The organism is Burkholderia cepacia (assembly GCF_001039005.1).
GTDB classification, from domain to species: domain Bacteria; phylum Pseudomonadota; class Gammaproteobacteria; order Burkholderiales; family Burkholderiaceae; genus Burkholderia; species Burkholderia theae.
The window spans coordinates 91,596-107,789 of the sequence record NZ_LDWR01000042.1 but is presented as its reverse complement, the minus strand read 5'-3'; the positions used below and the strand labels follow the sequence as shown (position 1 = coordinate 107,789).

General features: G+C 67.7%; 10 protein-coding genes and 1 pseudogene. 9 read left to right on the top strand and 2 right to left on the bottom strand.

Annotated elements, in window-relative coordinates; genetic code table 11:
- Positions 1-22: 22 nt before the first annotated feature.
- The gene (locus VL15_RS24125) at positions 23-1,216 is read right to left on the bottom strand and encodes a XylR family transcriptional regulator (RefSeq protein ID WP_048249075.1); all 1,194 of its coding nucleotides are present in this window, start codon (positions 1,214-1,216) and stop codon (positions 23-25) included.
- Positions 1,217-1,489: 273 nt separating this feature from the next.
- On the opposite strand from VL15_RS24125, the gene xylA reads away from it, so the two are divergent.
- The 8 genes from xylA (at position 1,490) to VL15_RS24085 (ending at position 13,980) form a co-directional block, all read left to right on the top strand.
- Positions 1,490-2,812 (top strand): xylose isomerase, encoded by a 1,323-nt coding sequence (gene xylA / locus VL15_RS24120; protein WP_048249004.1) that lies wholly within the window; start codon positions 1,490-1,492, stop codon positions 2,810-2,812.
- Between the two features lie 4 nt (positions 2,813-2,816).
- Positions 2,817-4,307 (top strand): xylulokinase, encoded by a 1,491-nt coding sequence (gene xylB, locus VL15_RS24115; protein ID WP_048249003.1) that lies wholly within the window; start codon positions 2,817-2,819, stop codon positions 4,305-4,307.
- A 92-nt stretch (positions 4,308-4,399) separates the two neighbouring features.
- Entirely contained in the window at positions 4,400-5,428 is a 1,029-nt protein-coding gene (gene xylF / locus VL15_RS24110; protein ID WP_048249002.1) for a D-xylose ABC transporter substrate-binding protein, read from the top strand.
- Positions 5,429-5,488: 60 nt separating this feature from the next.
- The gene (xylG, locus tag VL15_RS24105; protein ID WP_048249001.1) at positions 5,489-7,048 is read left to right on the top strand and encodes a D-xylose ABC transporter ATP-binding protein; all 1,560 of its coding nucleotides are present in this window, start codon (positions 5,489-5,491) and stop codon (positions 7,046-7,048) included.
- Positions 7,045-8,256 carry a sugar ABC transporter permease gene (locus VL15_RS24100; RefSeq protein ID WP_048249000.1) on the top strand — a complete coding sequence of 404 codons (1,212 nt, stop codon included), beginning with the start codon at positions 7,045-7,047 and terminating at the stop codon, positions 8,254-8,256. The genes xylG and VL15_RS24100 overlap by 4 nt, the downstream gene beginning before the upstream one ends.
- 37 nt (positions 8,257-8,293) lie before the next feature.
- On the top strand, positions 8,294-8,623 hold the full coding sequence (locus VL15_RS24095) for a hypothetical protein (RefSeq protein ID WP_048248999.1): 330 nt from the start codon (positions 8,294-8,296) through the stop codon (positions 8,621-8,623).
- 514 nt (positions 8,624-9,137) lie between these two features.
- Positions 9,138-11,429 (top strand): LamG-like jellyroll fold domain-containing protein, encoded by a 2,292-nt coding sequence (locus tag VL15_RS24090; RefSeq protein WP_048248998.1) that lies wholly within the window; start codon positions 9,138-9,140, stop codon positions 11,427-11,429.
- 199 nt (positions 11,430-11,628) lie between these two features.
- Positions 11,629-13,980 carry a sialidase family protein gene (locus VL15_RS24085; protein WP_053077695.1) on the top strand — a complete coding sequence of 784 codons (2,352 nt, stop codon included), beginning with the start codon at positions 11,629-11,631 and terminating at the stop codon, positions 13,978-13,980.
- A gap of 133 nt (positions 13,981-14,113) precedes the next feature.
- Here the strand turns inward: VL15_RS24085 and VL15_RS43705 are convergent.
- Positions 14,114-14,374: pseudogene (locus VL15_RS43705) on the bottom strand (TonB-dependent siderophore receptor); the annotation flags it as partial.
- 237 nt (positions 14,375-14,611) lie between these two features.
- Here VL15_RS43705 and VL15_RS24080 point away from each other — a divergent pair.
- Positions 14,612-16,192 carry an acetolactate synthase large subunit gene (locus VL15_RS24080; RefSeq protein WP_048248997.1) on the top strand — a complete coding sequence of 527 codons (1,581 nt, stop codon included), beginning with the start codon at positions 14,612-14,614 and terminating at the stop codon, positions 16,190-16,192.
- Positions 16,193-16,194 lie beyond the last annotated feature (2 nt).

Here is a 16,194-nt window from a genome sequence, read left to right as displayed (position 1 = left end):
GATTCGAGGTGAACGGCGAGCTTCAGTGCGCGGCGACCGCGCGTTCCTGGTATTCGCGCGGTGTGCAGCCCAGCTCGCGCCGGAACACCGCGTACATGTATTGGAGCGACGTGAACCCGCAGCGAATCGCGACCTCGGCGCTCGACGCCTGCCGGCCCGCGAGCAGCACCTGCGCCGCTTCGAGTTTGTGGCCCAGGATTTCCTGGTGCACGGTGCGCTGCAGTTCGCGCCGGAAGTGCTCTTCGAGCAGCGAGCGCGACACGCCGACGTAGTCCGCCACCTGCTCGGTCTTGATGCCCTGGCATGCGTACTGGCGAATAAAGTGGCGTGCGTGCATCACGTACGGACTCGCGAGCGGCTGGTGGCGGGTCGATTCGAGCACGTTGATCCCGACAGGCGGCACGAGAATCCGCCGGTCGGGAAAACGCGCGCCGCGCAGCATCTGGTGCAGCAGGTGCGCGGCGGTACGGCCCATTTCCTCGGTGCCCTGGATCACGGACGACAGCGGAATGCGCGTGAGCGTACGTGTGAGCGGGTCGTTGTCGATGCCGATGATCGCGACCTGTTCCGGCACCGCGAGGCCGGCGATCAGGCACGCCTGCAGCAGGTGCCGCGCGCGCGCGTCGGTCACCGCAATGATGCCGACGGGCTTTGGCAGCGCATGCAGCCAGCCGATCAGCTGCTCGATCGCGTGGTTCCACCCCGACGCGCTCGTCGACAGCCCGCGGTAGATCGCGGCATCGGCGCCGTCCGCGCGCGAGAGCTGCTCGAAAGCGCGTTCGCGCTGCTGCGCCCAGCGGTTCTCCTGCGCGACGGGCAGGCTGTACATCGCGAAGTGCGGCAGCCCGGCGCCGATCAGGTGCGTGTACGCGAGCGACACGAGTTTCGCGTTGTCGGTCGCGATATACGGCACGTCGTCCGGATACTGCGCGGGATCCTCGTAAGACGAGCCGACCGCGACGATCGGCAGCGGCGAGCCGGCGAGCGCGTCGGCGACGGCCGGATCGTCGAAGTCCGCAATGATGCCGTCACCGTCGAAGCGCTCGATGCCGGCGAGCCGGCAGCGGAAGTCGTCTTCGAGGAACAGGTCCCATACCACGCGCGTCGAGCGCAGGTACTGGCCGATGCCGCTGATGATCTCGCGGTCGTAGACCTTGTTGGCGTTGAACAGCAGCGCGATGCGGTGCGGCGTCTGGGTGGAAGGGGCGCGATTCATCTCGGTCTCGAAGCGCGCGCCGACCATGGCGTCGCGTCGTTGTCTCCGGGCGCGCGGGCCAGGCCGCGCGGCTGTCTGATCTGTCTGGTGTCCGGCGATTGTAGGACGGAATGTGGGCCGTGCGCAGCGCGCTGGCAAGAATCGTTAAGCGTGCTGCGCAATTTCGCAATTGCGGGTGCGAGGGCGTGCGGGCACGATCCAGCCAGATCGAATTCGGCCCGCGTGTCATCGCGATGCGCGCCGCACTGCAACAAGAAACCGGACGGAGACGCCATGTCGTATTTCGAACATATTCCCGCGATTCGCTACGAAGGTCCGCAGTCGGACAACCCGCTTGCCTACCGGTATTACGACCGCACGAAACAGGTGCTCGGCAAGACGCTCGAGGAACACCTGCGGATCGCGGTGTGTTACTGGCACACGTTCGTGTGGCCCGGCCACGACATCTTCGGCCAGGGCGCGTTCCGGCGGCCATGGCAGCAGCCGGGCGACCCGCTCGAGCGGGCGCGGCAGAAGGCCGATGCGGCATTCGAGTTCTTCACGAAGCTCGGCACGCCGTTCTATACGTTCCACGACACCGACGTGTCGCCGGAGGGCGATAGCCTGCGTGAATACGTCGAGAACTTCGCGCGGATGACCGACTACCTGGGCGAGCGTCAGCAGGCGACGGGCGTCCGGCTGCTGTGGGGTACCGCGAACCTGTTTTCGCATCCGCGTTTCGCGGCGGGCGCAGCGACCAACCCGAACCCCGACGTATTCGCGTGGGCGGCCACCCAGGTGCGCCACGCGCTTGACGCGACGCATCGGCTCGGCGGCGAGAACTACGTGCTGTGGGGCGGCCGCGAAGGGTACGAGACGCTGCTCAATACCGATCTCGTGCGCGAGCGCGAGCAGTTCGCCCGCTTCCTGTCGATGGTCGTCGAGCACAAGCACCGGATCGGCTTCAACGGCGCGCTGCTGATCGAGCCCAAGCCGCAGGAACCGACCAAGCACCAGTACGACTACGACGTCGCGACCGTGCACGGTTTCCTCACGCAATACGGATTGCAGAACGAGATCCGCGTGAATATCGAAGCGAACCACGCGACGCTCGCCGGTCACTCGTTTCATCACGAGATCGCGAACGCGTTCGCGCTCGATGTATTCGGTAGCGTCGATGCGAATCGCGGCGATGCGCAGAACGGCTGGGACACCGACCAGTTCCCGAACAGCGTCGAGGAGCTGACCCTCGCGTTCTACGAGATCCTGCGCCACGGCGGCTTCACCACCGGCGGCATGAACTTCGACGCGAAGGTGCGCCGCCAGAGCGTCGATCCGGAAGACCTGTTCTACGGCCATGTCGGCGCGATCGACGTGCTCGCGCTGGCCGTCGAGCGCGCGGCCGTGCTGGTCGAGAACGACCGGCTCGACGCGCTGCGCCGGCAGCGCTACGCGCAGTGGGACAGCGCATTCGGCCGCGAGATCCTATCGGGCAGCTACACGCTGGAGTCGCTCGCCGCCGACGCGCTCGCGCGCGGCGTGAACCCGCAGCATGCAAGCGGCGCGCAGGAACGGCTCGAGAACATCGTGAACCAGGCGATCTACGGGCTGCGCTGACACTATGTATATCGGACTCGATCTCGGCACGTCGGGCGTGAAGGCCGTGCTGCTCGACCGCGACGGGGCGGTGCGCGCCAGCGCGAGCCGGCCGCTGGCGGTGAGCCGGCCGCGGCCGCGCTGGTCCGAACAGGCGCCGCGCGACTGGTGGGACGCGGCGTGCGGCGCGCTGGCGGCGCTCGTCGCCGACGCGCGCGCGGCCGGCATCGATCCGCGCGACATCGACGCGCTCGGCCTGACCGGGCAGATGCATGGCGCGACGCTGCTCGATGCACGCGGCGACGTGCTGCGCCCCGCGATCCTGTGGAATGACGGTCGCGCGGATGCCGAGTGCGCGGAGCTCGAGCGGCTGGCGCCCACGCTGCGCGCCGTCGCCGGCAACCTCGCGATGCCGGGTTTCACCGCGCCGAAGCTGCTGTGGGTGCGCCGGCACGAGCCGGATGTGTTCGCGCGCATCGCCCACGTGCTGTTGCCGAAGGACTATCTGCGCTACCGGCTGACCGGCGTATTCGCGACCGATCCGTCGGATGCCGCCGGCACGCTGTGGCTCGATGTCGCGAAGCGCGACTACGACGACACGCTGCTCGCCGCGTGCGGGCTGTCGCGCGCGCAGGTGCCCGCCGTGTTCGAGGGCAACCGCATCACCGGCACGCTGCAGCCGGCGGTCGCGCGTGCGCTGGGGCTGCGCGAGATTCCCGTCGTCGCGGGCGGCGGCGACAACGCGGCCGGTGCGGTCGGCGTCGGCATCGTGCGGCCCGGCGATGCGCTGCTGTCGCTCGGCACGTCGGGCGTTTATTTCGCGGTGTCGGACGGTTTTCGCGCAAATCCGGAATCGGCGGTCCACAGCTTCTGTCACGCGTTGCCGCGCACCTGGCACCTGATGTCGGTGATGCTGAATGCGGCCGGCTGCGTCGATTTCACCGCGCAACTGGCCGGCTACGACGGCGTCGCGGCGCTGCTCGCCGACGCCGAGGCGAACGCGCGCGCGGATCGTCCCTGGTTCCTGCCTTATCTGAGCGGCGAGCGCACGCCGCACAACGACGTGAATGCAAAGGGCGTGTTCTACGGGCTGACGCCCGACACGCAGCGGGCGGATCTCGCGAACGCGACGCTCGAGGGCGTCGGCTTCGCGCTGCTCGACGGGATCGACGCGCTGCATGCGGCCGGGCTCGCACCCGACGGCATCACGGTGATCGGCGGCGGTTCGCGCAGTGCGTACTGGACGCAGATGCTCGCCGACCTGAGCGGCCGCGCACTGACCTTGCGCGCGGGCGGCGAAGTCGGCCCGGCGCTCGGCGCCGCGCGGCTCGCGCACCTCGCGCTCGAACCGGATGCACCGCTCGACGCGGTGTGCCCGCAGCCGCCCGTGGTGGCCGTGCGCGAACCCGACATGGCGCGCCACGCGTGGTATCGCGACGCGCGGCGGCCGATGTTTCGCGCGCTGTATCGCGCGCTCGAACCGGTGTTTGCGGCAGGTGCGGGTCACACCGCGTGAAGCCTTGCCGTGCGGTGGCAAGACGATGGGCGACCTGCTTCGGCAGCGGCCCGGCGTTCGTGGAGTAGTCCAATAAATAGAGGAGCGGAGACATGAAGTCAGTGAAGCGTCGTACCGTATTGAACGCGCTGGCAGGCGCCGCCACGCTGGCGGCCCTCACGCTGGGCGCGCCGCTCGCGCATGCGAGCAAGGACAAGCCGGAAATCGGCTTCTGCATCGACGACCTGCGGGTCGAGCGCTGGTCGCGCGACCGCGACTACTTCGTGGCCGCCGCCACGAAGCTCGGCGCGAAAGTGTCCGTGCAGTCCGCGGACGCGAGCGAGGAGCGGCAGATCTCGCAGATCGAGAACCTGATCTCGCGTGGCGTGGATGTGATCGTGATCGTGCCGTTCAATTCGAAGACGCTCGGCAACGTCGTCGCCGAAGCGCGCAAGGCGGGCATCAAGGTCGTGTCGTACGACCGGCTGATCCTCGACGCCGACGTCGATGCGTATATCTCGTTCGACAACGAGAAGGTCGGCGAGCTGCAGGCGCAGGGCGTCTACGACGCGAAGCCGAAGGGCAACTATTTCCTGCTCGGCGGCGCGCCGACCGACAACAACGCGAAGATGCTGCGCGAAGGACAGCTGAAGGTGCTGAAGCCGGCGATCGATCGCGGCGACATCAAGCTCGTCGGCCAGCAGTGGGTGCCTGAATGGAGTGCGTCGACCGCGCTGCGGATCGTCGAGGATGCGCTGACCGCGAACAACAACAAGATCGATGCGATCGTCGCGTCGAACGACGGCACCGCGGGCGGCGCGATCCAGGCGCTCGCCGCGCAGCATCTGGCCGGCAAGGTGCCGGTGTCCGGGCAGGATGCGGACCTCGCGGCGGTCAAACGCGTGATCGCCGGCACGCAGACGATGACCGTCTACAAGCCGCTGAAGCTGATCGCGAGCGAAGCGGCCAAGCTCGCGGTGGATCTCGCGAAGGGCACGAAGCCCGCCTTCAACGCGCAATACGACAACGGCAAGAAGAAGGTCGACACGGTGCTGCTGCAGCCGACGCTCCTGACCAAGCGCAACGTCGACATCGTCGTGAAGGACGGCTTCTATACCCAGGCGCAGCTGGCGAGCCAGTAACGGCGCGGCGCGCGGGCGACCCACCGGTGCGTCCGCGCGCATACTGCGAGGCATGAGCGAATGACCGAACCCTTGCTGACGATGCGCGGCATCGTCAAGGATTTCGACGGCGTGAAAGCGCTCGACGGCATCGACCTGATGGTGCGACCGGGCGAGTGCGTGGGGCTGTGCGGCGAGAACGGCGCGGGTAAATCGACGCTGATGAAGGTGCTGTCGGGCGTCTATCCGCACGGTACGTGGGACGGCGAGATCCGCTGGGAAGGCGCGCCGCTCGTCGCGTCCGGCGTGCGCGACACCGAGCGCGCGGGCATCGTGATCATCCACCAGGAATTGATGCTCGTGCCCGAACTGTCGGTCGCCGAGAACATCTTCCTCGGCAACGAGATCACGCTGCCGGGCGGGCGCATGCACTACGCGGCGATGATCCAGCGTGCCGAGGAATTGCTGCACGAGTTGCGGATCGACTCGATCAACGTCGCGCAGCCGGTGATGAACTACGGCGGCGGGCACCAGCAGCTGATCGAGATCGCGAAGGCGCTGAACAAGCGCGCGAAGCTGCTGATCCTCGACGAGCCGTCGTCGTCGCTGAGCGCCGCGGAAACGCGGATCCTGCTTGACATCGTGCGCGACCTGAAGCGTCGAGGTGTTGCGTGCGTGTACATCTCGCACAAGCTCGACGAGGTCGAGGCCGTGTGCGACACCGTGACCGTGATCCGCGACGGCCGCCATGTCGCGACCGAACCGATGCATGCGCTGACGACCGACCGGATCATCGCGATGATGGTCGGCCGCGAGATCCGCGACCTGTATCCGCGCGAGCCGCACGAGGTCGGCGACGTCGTGCTGGAAGCGCGCAATGTGACCTGCCGCGACATGACGAACCCGCGCCGCAAGCGAGTCGACGACGTGTCGTTCAGCGTGCGGCGCGGCGAAATCCTCGGCGTCGCCGGGCTCGTCGGCGCGGGCCGCACCGAGCTGATGCAGGCGATCTTCGGCGCGTATCCGGGCGCGTGCACGGCGACCGTGCTGATGAACGGCCGGCCGCTCACGATCCGCTCGCCTGCCGACGCGATCCGCGCGGGCATCGCGATGGTGCCCGAGGATCGCAAGCGCCACGGCATCGTGCCGCAGCTCGGCGTCGGCCACAACATCACGCTGGCGGTGCTGCGGCGCTTCGCGGCGCGCGGGCGGATCGACGCGGCCGCCGAGCTGGACGCGATCCGCACCGAGATGCAGCGGCTGTCGGTGCGCGCCGCGCACCCGTTCCTGCCGATCTCGAGCCTGTCCGGCGGCAACCAGCAGAAGGCGGTACTCGCCAAGATGCTGCTGGCCGAGCCGCAGGTGCTGATTCTCGACGAGCCGACGCGCGGCGTCGACGTGGGCGCGAAGGCCGAGATCTACCGGCTCGTGTTCGCGCTCGCGAAGCGCGGCGTCGCGCTGATCGTCGTGTCGTCGGAAATGCCCGAGGTGCTCGGGCTTGCCGATCGCGTATTGGTGATCGGCGAGGGCGAGCTGCGCGGCGATTTCGTCAACGACGGTCTGACGCAGGAACAGATTCTTGGCGCCGCGCTGAAACCCGGCCGGCTGCCGACCGAACCCACCGCAGCGAGTGCGACATGAATTCCGAACTTTCTTCCTCTACCGCCGCGACGCCGGACGCCGACAAGCGCCGTCCGAGCGGTCGTCCAACTGGCCGTCCGCTTCGCCAGATTTTCGTGCGCTACAAGGTGCTCGCGCTGCTGTTCGCGGTCGTGGCGATCTGGGCGTTCTTCTCGGTGCTGACCGACGGCGCGTTCGTCACGCCGCGCAACGTGTCGAACCTGCTGCGGCAGATGTCGATCACCGGCATGCTCGCGTGCGGGATGGTGTTCGTGATCATCGCGGGCGAGATCGACCTGTCGGTCGGGTCGCTGCTCGGGCTGCTCGGCGGCGTCGCGGCGATTCTCGACGTGAACCGCCACTGGCCGCTCGCCGCGACGGTGCCGGCCGTGCTCGCGCTTGGCGTGGTGGTCGGGCTCTTCAACGGCTGGTGGTCGACCTACCGGCGCGTGCCGTCGTTCATCGTCGGGCTGGGCGGGATGCTCGCGTTTCGCGGGATCCTGCTCGGCGTGACGGGCGGCTCGACGATCGCGCCCGTGTCGGACGGCTTCGTGTTCCTCGGGCAGGGTTATCTGCCGCGCATGGCGGGGGACGGTCTCGCACTGCTGTTGTTCGCGCTCGTCGTGCTGCTGGTCGTGCGACAGCGCGGCACGCGGCGCCGCTACCGGCTCGCGGTCGCGCCGGTGTGGCAGGACGCGGTGAAGATCGCGGGCGCGGGCGCGGTGCTGTTCGCGTTCGTCGCGACGCTGGATCGCTACGGCGGCATTCCGGTGCCGGTGCTGCTGCTGCTCGCGCTGCTCGGCGTCTTCTCGTGGATCGCGACGCAGACCGTGTTCGGCCGGCGCATCTATGCGGTCGGCTCGAATCTCGAGGCGACGCGGCTGTCGGGCGTCGATACCGATCGCGTGAAGCTCGCGATCTTCGCGCTGATGGGGCTGATGTGCGCGTTCGCCGGCATCGTGAACACCGCGCGGCTCGCGGCCGGCTCGCCTTCGGCGGGCACGATGGGCGAACTCGACGCGATCGCCGCGTGCTTCATCGGCGGCACGTCGATGCGCGGCGGGTCGGGCACCGTCTATGGCGCGCTGATCGGCGCGCTCGTGATGGCGAGCCTCGACAACGGCATGTCGATGCTGGACGTCGACGCGTACTGGCAGATGATCGTCAAGGGCGCGGTGCTGGTGCTGGCGGTGTGGATCGACGTGGTGTCGCGCTCGAACCGGCGCTGACGCGGCGTTCGGTTGTCAGTCAACGAGAGAGGCAGACATGAAGCGGAACACGGTGCCCATGCCCGGTATCTCCACGCTGGCGGTCGCGCCGCTCGCGAAACCGGACGTCGAGCACGATCCCGGGCTCGCGCTCGGGCTGGATAATCCGCGCGATCGCCGGATCATCGCGGATGCGCTGCGCACGCTGTTGCGCGAGCGCTCGGAAGCCCTCGCGTTCGCATTGCGTCTCGCGGACGAGCACGATCGTCCGCGGCCCGACGCGAGCGATTTCGCGCTGACCGACATCATTCGGCTGGCGCGTATCGTCGAGCGGGCGGAGCGATACGGCGACGCGATGAACGAGGGCGCCCGCGTCGGCGCGCGCTGACGCGCGAGGGGCGCTTTCCGCGCGCCGGTTCGTACGCGCCATTGCCGGCGCCATTTCGCGCATCCCGCGCGAACTTTTTCCTTTCCTTTCTTCGGACGATTCTCCGTTGCTCGACTGCTCCGTGCGTCGGCATGGATCGGTGCGCGCGATCGACGAACGCGTTGCGGAATTTTCAGGAAAAGCGGGCTTCGGTGGACAACCGCCGGGGGAACGCATGCATTGCACGCATGCATCGAGACAAAGCATGCGATGTCGAACCGATGCGTTCGGGTGGGTTGGCACGTCGACCGACCGGTCGAGTCCACGCCAGAATATTTTTGTACTGGAAAGTTACTCAGGTATACGGATAATTCGCCGGCGGATTTTTCGCCGTGCGAATCCGATTTGGCGTGCAAGTCATCTGCATGTCACGGGCGCTTGCGAGCCTCCGTGATTCGCGGTGCCGCCGTGCCTACCGGCCGGTGTCGCCGTGGTCCAACACATACTAAAGTCAACGATTACGAGGTCGGGAAACATGGAAGCAGGAAGCAGCGCGGTCGAATCGATATTCGATACGGGCGCGGAGGTCGACAGCCGTTCAAGACGGCGATTCGTGGCCGGGCTGGGGGCCGTCACGTTGTTGCCCGCATGCGGCGGGGGAGACGGCGGTAACGGTGGTGTCGCGGTCGCGAGCGTAGCGGCGATGCAGGGCAGTGTCGTGCCGGCCGCCGCGGTGCTGCCGGCATCCGGCGCGGCAGCCACTGCGACGTCGGTTGGCTTCAGCCACCCCGGGCTGCTGCTCACCGAAGCGGACTTCAAGCGGATTCGCGACTGCATCCAGGCAGGCGAGCAGCCGTGGACGAACTGGTGGGCGACGCTGTGCGCAAGCGCCGCGACCGATCTCAACGGCAAGCCGAGCGCGCGCAGCGCCGTGTATCGCTCCGACCGCAGCGTCTATGCAATGTACCGGGACATCCAGCGCGCGTATTGCTGTGCGCTGCGCTGGAAGATCTCGCAAGACGATCGTTATGCGGATCTCGCGGTGGCGACGCTCGATGCGTGGTCGGCCGAGTTGAAGCGGGTATGGTCCCGGCCGGACGGTTCCAGTGCGCCGGAAGACTGGACCGGCTGGCTGATTGCGGGCATTCAGGGGCACCAGTGGGCAAACGTTGGCGAGCTCATGCGGACGTATTCCAAATGGGCGCCGGACGCCATCGCCCGCTTCCAGAACATGCTGCTGACGGTCTTCGCGAGCCTCGCGTCAGGCTGGCTGACCGACACCAGCACCAAGGGCCTGCACTTCGGCTCGTTTGCGAACTGGGATCTGGCCGCGCTGTGCGGCACGTTCGCCATCGGCGTGTTCTGCGATCGGGCCGATCTCTATCAGCAGGCGATCGACTACTACAAGGCGAACAACCTCGGCGACTTTCGCGCGGCCTTCGGCAATGGCGCGGCGGCGCACAGCGTGTACTTCATGCATCCGGGCTACTTCGGCCAATGGCAGGAGAGCGGGCGCGATCAGGGGCATGCGACGCTGGGCATGTCGCTGTGCGGGGCGTTGTGCGAGATGGCGTGGAAACAGGGCGAAGACCTTTACGGCTTCGATAACAACCGGTTCCTGGCCGGTGCGGAATACGTCGCGAAGTCCAACCTGCTCGATGCCGCCGGCAAGCCTTACGTGATGCCGTTTGCGCGTCAATGGAGCTCGCAGGGCGTTTTTACCGCGGCCAACAATCAGTCGTATCAAAACCTGCGCGGCTGCTGGGAGCCGCTCTACAACCACTACGTGAATCGCATGGGCATCGATGCGCCGAACGTCACGAAGATCGTCGCGAAGACCGAGCAGAACTACTGGTCCGACAATAGCGACGACATGGTGTTCGGGACGCTCACGCATCGGCTGCCGCCCTATGCGGGGCCGATGAAGGCGCCAGGCGGGCTGTCCGCGGCCAGTACGGGCGGGCGCGTCGTCCTGTCGTGGTGGGGCAGCGTAGGTGCCGCGTCGTATCGGGTCAAGCGCAGCACCGTCGCGGACGGTTCGTTCTCGGATCTCGGCGTCGTGGCGGCCGGCGATGTGCTGACCTTTACCGATACGCCACCGAGCGGCGTCTGGTTCTACCGGGTTGAAGCCATTGGCGCGGCCAGTCAGGGCACCGTGGCCTCGGCGTCGTTACGGGTCGCGGTTCCTGGCGAGATGCAGCTGTCGATGGGGCTGGACGACGGGAGCGGCGCCACGGCCGTCGGCTGGAGTTTCGCGGGCGACGGTACGCGCAAGCGGGTCGCCGGCACGCTCGGGCAAGGTGCGGCGTGGGGAGCGGGACGGCTTTCGGGCAATGCCGTCGCATTCGACGGTCAGCAAGCGTATATGCAGCTTCCGGCCGGGTTGTTCGGTCAACTGAGCGATTTCACCGCCGGAATGTGGGTGTATGCGAATTCGCTCCATTGGGACAGCTGCCTGTTCTTCATCGGGACCGACAACATCGCCTATATGCGGCTCGCCCCGCAAGCGGGCGGCGGGCATCTGCGTTTCGGGATCGCCGGTGCCAGCTACAACGACGAGCAATTCGTCGAGGCAGGCATGGCATTGCCCACGGGCCGCTGGACGCACGTGGCGGTCACGCTGCAGGACAATACCGCGAAGCTGTATATCGACGGCCAGGCTGCTGGAAGCAGCGATCAGATCCTGCTGTCGCCGTGCCAGGTCGGCGATGGATTGAGCCTGCTTGGCCGCGATGCGGTGCATCCGTCGTTCAACGGCCGCATCCAGGATTTTCGCGTGTACTCGCGCGCGTTGAGCGATAGCGAGATCGCGGCGCTGGCCACGTAACGGCAGCACGAGCATGCGGGCCGCCGCGGCGGCCCGTATCGGCAGCGCAAGCACGCGCGTCGCGTGGCGACCGATATCGATTCGTTGTCCTGTCGTTATTTCGCGCTCGTGTCGGGCTGGCGCTGCGTTTGTCGCGCGGCCAGTGCCGTTCGTTCTCTGCTGGCCTGCGTTTATCAACAACGACATGAGGAGTGGTTTCATGGATCAGAAAAATGTGCCGGCATGCGAGCCGACCGAGCATCAAGCGGCGGACAGCCGCATCGAAAGCAACGCCCGACGACACTTTCTGCTGAGCATTGGCGGTCTCGGCGCCGCAACATTGCTTTCCGCCTGCGGCGGCGCGGACGGCGGCGGCCCGCTGGCAGCGTCGATCAAGGCTGCTGCTGCCGGCGTCGGCGGCGCGGCCGCTCAGCCTGCCTACACGTGGGGCAACGTGCGAGTCGTCGCCGGCGGTTATGTGACGGGCCTCATCGCGCATCCGTGGGAGCGCGGGCTCATTTATGCGCGTACCGATATCGGCGGCGCGTATCGCTACGACTCGACGAGCAGTACCTGGATTCCGCTGAACGACTGGACGCCGCCGTCGACCTCGCACTGGATGGGGATCGAGAGCATCGCCGTCGATCCGGGCAATCCGAACATGTTTTACATGGTCGTGGGCCTCTATACCAGCTGGTGGGCCCAGAACGGCGCCGTGCTCGTGTCGTCGGATCGCGGCGCGACCTTCACGTCCTATCCGCTGGGCCTGCGGGTCGGCGGCAACCAGGACGGGCGGCAGGCTGGCGAACGGCTGCAGGTCGATCCGAATCACGGGTCGACGCTGTTCTACGGAAGCTCGAACGCCAGTTCGCAACCCGCCGCCAACGGCCTGTGGAAGAGCGCCGACAGCGGTCAGACGTGGGCGAGGGTGAGCGGCTTCAGTGCGCTGTCGAGCGACGACACGGGCGCCGGCGTCGCGTTCGTCGCATTCGATCCGCGCTCCGGCGGCAACGGTTCGCCGAGCCAGATCCTGTTCGCCGGCGTGTCGACCGCCACGGCGGCGTCGACCCTGTATCGCAGCGGTGACGGCGGCGTGACGTGGAACGCGGTCGCGGGCGGCCCGGCGAGCCCGATGATGCCGCAGCGCGGCCTGATCGGGCCCGACCGCAACCTGTATGTCACGTACGGCAACGTCGCGGGCCCCAACGGGATGACGGCCGGCCAGGTGTGGAAGTACGGCATCGACACCGGCATCTGGGAGAACATCTCGCCGCCTAATTCGAACAACTACGCATCGGGTTTCAGCGGCCTGGCGGTCGATCCGTGGAACCCTGGCGTCGCGGTCGTCATGACGATGGATCACTGGTGGCCGAGCGACACGATGTATCGCACCGGTGACGGCGGCAAGACGTGGACGGACGTCGGTGCGAACGCGGTGCGGGACGCGAGCCTGGCGCCATGGCTGACGGACGGCAATGCGCAGGCCGGGTTCGGCAACTGGGCGCAGGTCGTGATCGATCCGTCGAACGTCGACCACGCGTTCTATTCGACCGGCGCGACCATCTGGAGCACGACCAACCTGACCGACGCCGATCGCGGCCTGCCGACCCGCTGGACCATCGGCGCCAACGGCGTCGAGGAAACCGCCGTGCTCGCGCTGGCCTCGCCGACGTCGGGCGCGCCGCTCATCAGCGGCCTCGGCGACATCGGCGGGTTCGTGCATACCGACCTGACCCAGGCGCCGAAGCGGTCGATGGGCAACGTCAACGGCGGCAACGGAACGGGTGTCGATTTCGCGCGCAACGTGCCGGCAAAGATGGTCATGGTCGGGACGGGCGTGGAAGGCGGCACGGCGTTCGGCGCGGTCTCGCAGGACGGCGGCGCGACGTGGACGGGCTTCGCCAATCAGGCCGGCTCGACCAAGGGGGCCGGCACGGTGGCGCTGTCGGCGGACGGGCACACGATCGTGTGGGCGCCGTCCGACGTGGCGCCGGTCTACTCGACCGACAACGGCGCGAGCTGGAGCACCTGCATGGGCGCGTGGACGAAAACGCCGCTGCCGGTCGGTGTCCAGGTGCTCTCGGACGGCCTCAACGCCAACCTGCTCTATGCGTGGGACAGTACGAACGGCGTGTTCTACGCCAGCGGCGATCAAGGCGCGACGTGGCAGGTTTCTGCTCAAGGCCTGCCCAAGAACGGCAAAGCGTCGACGGTGACGGGCGTCCAGGGGCAAGTCTGGCTTGCAACGTCGTCCGGCCTCTATCGCAGCGGCAGCTCCGGCTGGAGCTGGGATGCCTTCCAGCCGGGCATCGTCACGTCGGCGATCTCGGTCGGGTTCGGCAAGGCGGCGCCCGGCGCGAACGCGCCGACGATCTATCTGGCGGGCACGGTCAATGGCACGATCGCGCTGTTCCGTTCCATCGACCAGGGCGCGACGTGGGTACAGATCAACGATGCGCAGCACCAATGGGGCGGTTACGAACTGGTGGTCGGTGACCCGCGGACGTTCGGCACCGTCTACGTGGCGCCGAACAGCGGTCGCGGCATCATCTACGGTACTTCGTCGACCTGAACGATCGTCGCGCAGTAGCGGCTGCAGCGGGCCTCGATGCGATTCGTGTCGAGGCCCGCTGCGTTGTTCGCGGAGCGTGCATCGCGGTAGCAACGCGGGAAATGCCGGCGACTGTCCCGTCGCCCACGACTCAGTCGTACAGGTCCTCGCCACGCGTCGCGGCGACAGTCTGGTCCAGTTTCGCGTCGACGCGCTGACCGCGAACGGCATCTCCATCATGTCCGTCTCGGTGCGCGTTGCGCTCGTCGATTCGAGCGCACGAAACGGGGCGGTCGCGCGCTGCTCCCAGATCTCGATGGCGGGCAGCGACACCTTCTGCGCATCGGCGCCACCCAGGCCAGTCGTGCCGACGGCGATGGCCATCGGTGCGGCTGCCCCGGTTCTTCCTGTTCATGTTCCGGCGTCGGCGCTCGCGCGACCGTAGAGTGGGTAAATTCCGAATTGCGGGAATTTCGTCATATCGGAGTGAGGTGTGGTAGGCCGAAGAAGGTGGTTACATACCAAAAAATAGCCAAATTAATCGGGTAAACGTGAATCTGATCGACGCGACGGTTGAGTCTTGGGTGTTTGACAAATCCCGAAATTCGGGATTACAGTCATCACCACTCCTTTCAAACCGTCGAGCGGCCGCATGAACATCCCACAGTTGGACACCGATACCGGAACACGAAGCGGCGCGAGCATCGTGCTCGAGACGGCGCGCGACGCCGGCGTCGACGTCTGTTTTGCCAATCCCGGCACCACCGAGATGCCGTTCGTCGGCGCGCTCGATACCGTGGCCGGTGTTCGTTCCATCCTCGGGCTGTTCGAGGGTGTATGCACGGGCGCCGCGGACGGCTACGGCCGCATGGCCGGCAAGCCCGCGATGACGCTGCTGCATCTCGGGCCCGGCCACGCGAACGGCGTCGCCAACCTGCACAACGCGCGCCGCGCCCGCACGCCGATCCTGAACATCGTCGGCGACCACACGCGCGACCATCTGAAGTACGACGCGCCGCTCACGTCCGACATCGAATCCCTCGCGCGCCCGGTGTCGGTGTGGTACCGCAGCGTGGCACGCGACGCGGATCTCGCGACGGATACGGCCGACGCGATCTCGGCCGCGATGGGCGCGCAGCGCGGCGTCGCGACCCTCGTGCTCCCGGTCGATCTCCAGTCGGCCAAGGTGCGCGACGCGGCATCGCCCGCCGTCGTTCGCCCGGCCACGGTGTCGTTCGATCACGCACGGGTCGAACGCGTCGCCGATCTGCTGCTCAGCGGCCATCGCACGGTGCTGCTGATGGGCGGCCGCGCGCTGTCGGCTCGCGGGCAGCACGCGGCGGCGCGCATCGCGGCGGCGACCGGCGCGACCTGCTTCAGCGAGACCTTTCCGGCGCGCGCCGAGCGCGGCGGCGGCTTGCCGGATATCGACCGCCTGCCGTATTTCCCCGAGCCGGCGCTGGCCGCGCTGGCCGACCGGCGCGTGGTGCTGGCGGGCGCGCTCGCACCCGTCACCTACTTCGGCTACGAAGGCATTCCGGGCGAACTCGCGCGCCCCGAAGACATCGTCACGCTGGCCGCACCGGGCGACGCGGCGGATGAAGCGCTGGAAGCGCTGGCCGATCGCATCGGCGCGCCGGGCAACGCCGGCGGCGTGCAGGTCGAGCGTTGGGAGGTGGAGGAAGGGCCGCTGACGCCGCAGGCCGTCGGCCGCGTGCTGGCGAATGCATTGCCCGACGACGCGATCGTGTCGATCGAGGGCGGCACGTGCGGTTATCCGTTCGTGACCGCGTCGGCGCGCGCGTGCCGTCACACGATCCTCACGAATACGGGCGGCGCGATCGGCCAGGGCTTGCCGGTGGCGCTCGGCGCCGCGGTCGCATGCCCGGAACGCCGCGTCTTCGCGCTGCAGTCCGACGGCAGCGCGCAGTACACGATCCAGGCGCTGTGGACGATGGCGCGCGAGCGTTTGCCGATCGTCATGCTGATCGCATCGAACCGGCGCTACGGCATCCTGCAGACCGAGCTCGCACGCAGCGGCCTGCCGGCCGACACGCCGCATGCCAGCCGCCTGACGCTGCTGGACGACCCGCCGATCGACTGGCTCGCGCTGTCGCGCGGCTACGGCGTGCCGGCCGAGCGCGCGAGCACCGTGCAAGCGTTGTCGCAAGCGCTCGATGCCGCGCTCGCCCACGCCGACGGGCCGAGGCTCATTGAAATGTGCCTGTCCTGATC

Excerpts from the sequence above, each read along its gene's own strand:
- VL15_RS24125 (WP_048249075.1), bottom strand. The coding sequence starts at position 1,216 with ATGAATCGCGCCCCTTCCACCCAGACGCCGCACCGCATCGCGCTGCTG.
- xylA (WP_048249004.1), top strand. The coding sequence starts at position 1,490 with ATGTCGTATTTCGAACATATTCCCGCGATTCGCTACGAAGGTCCGCAG.
- xylB (WP_048249003.1), top strand. The coding sequence starts at position 2,817 with ATGTATATCGGACTCGATCTCGGCACGTCGGGCGTGAAGGCCGTGCTG.
- xylF (WP_048249002.1), top strand. The coding sequence starts at position 4,400 with ATGAAGTCAGTGAAGCGTCGTACCGTATTGAACGCGCTGGCAGGCGCC.
- xylG (WP_048249001.1), top strand. The coding sequence starts at position 5,489 with ATGACCGAACCCTTGCTGACGATGCGCGGCATCGTCAAGGATTTCGAC.
- VL15_RS24100 (WP_048249000.1), top strand. The coding sequence starts at position 7,045 with ATGAATTCCGAACTTTCTTCCTCTACCGCCGCGACGCCGGACGCCGAC.
- VL15_RS24095 (WP_048248999.1), top strand. The coding sequence starts at position 8,294 with ATGAAGCGGAACACGGTGCCCATGCCCGGTATCTCCACGCTGGCGGTC.
- VL15_RS24090 (WP_048248998.1), top strand. The coding sequence starts at position 9,138 with ATGGAAGCAGGAAGCAGCGCGGTCGAATCGATATTCGATACGGGCGCG.
- VL15_RS24085 (WP_053077695.1), top strand. The coding sequence starts at position 11,629 with ATGGATCAGAAAAATGTGCCGGCATGCGAGCCGACCGAGCATCAAGCG.
- VL15_RS24080 (WP_048248997.1), top strand. The coding sequence starts at position 14,612 with ATGAACATCCCACAGTTGGACACCGATACCGGAACACGAAGCGGCGCG.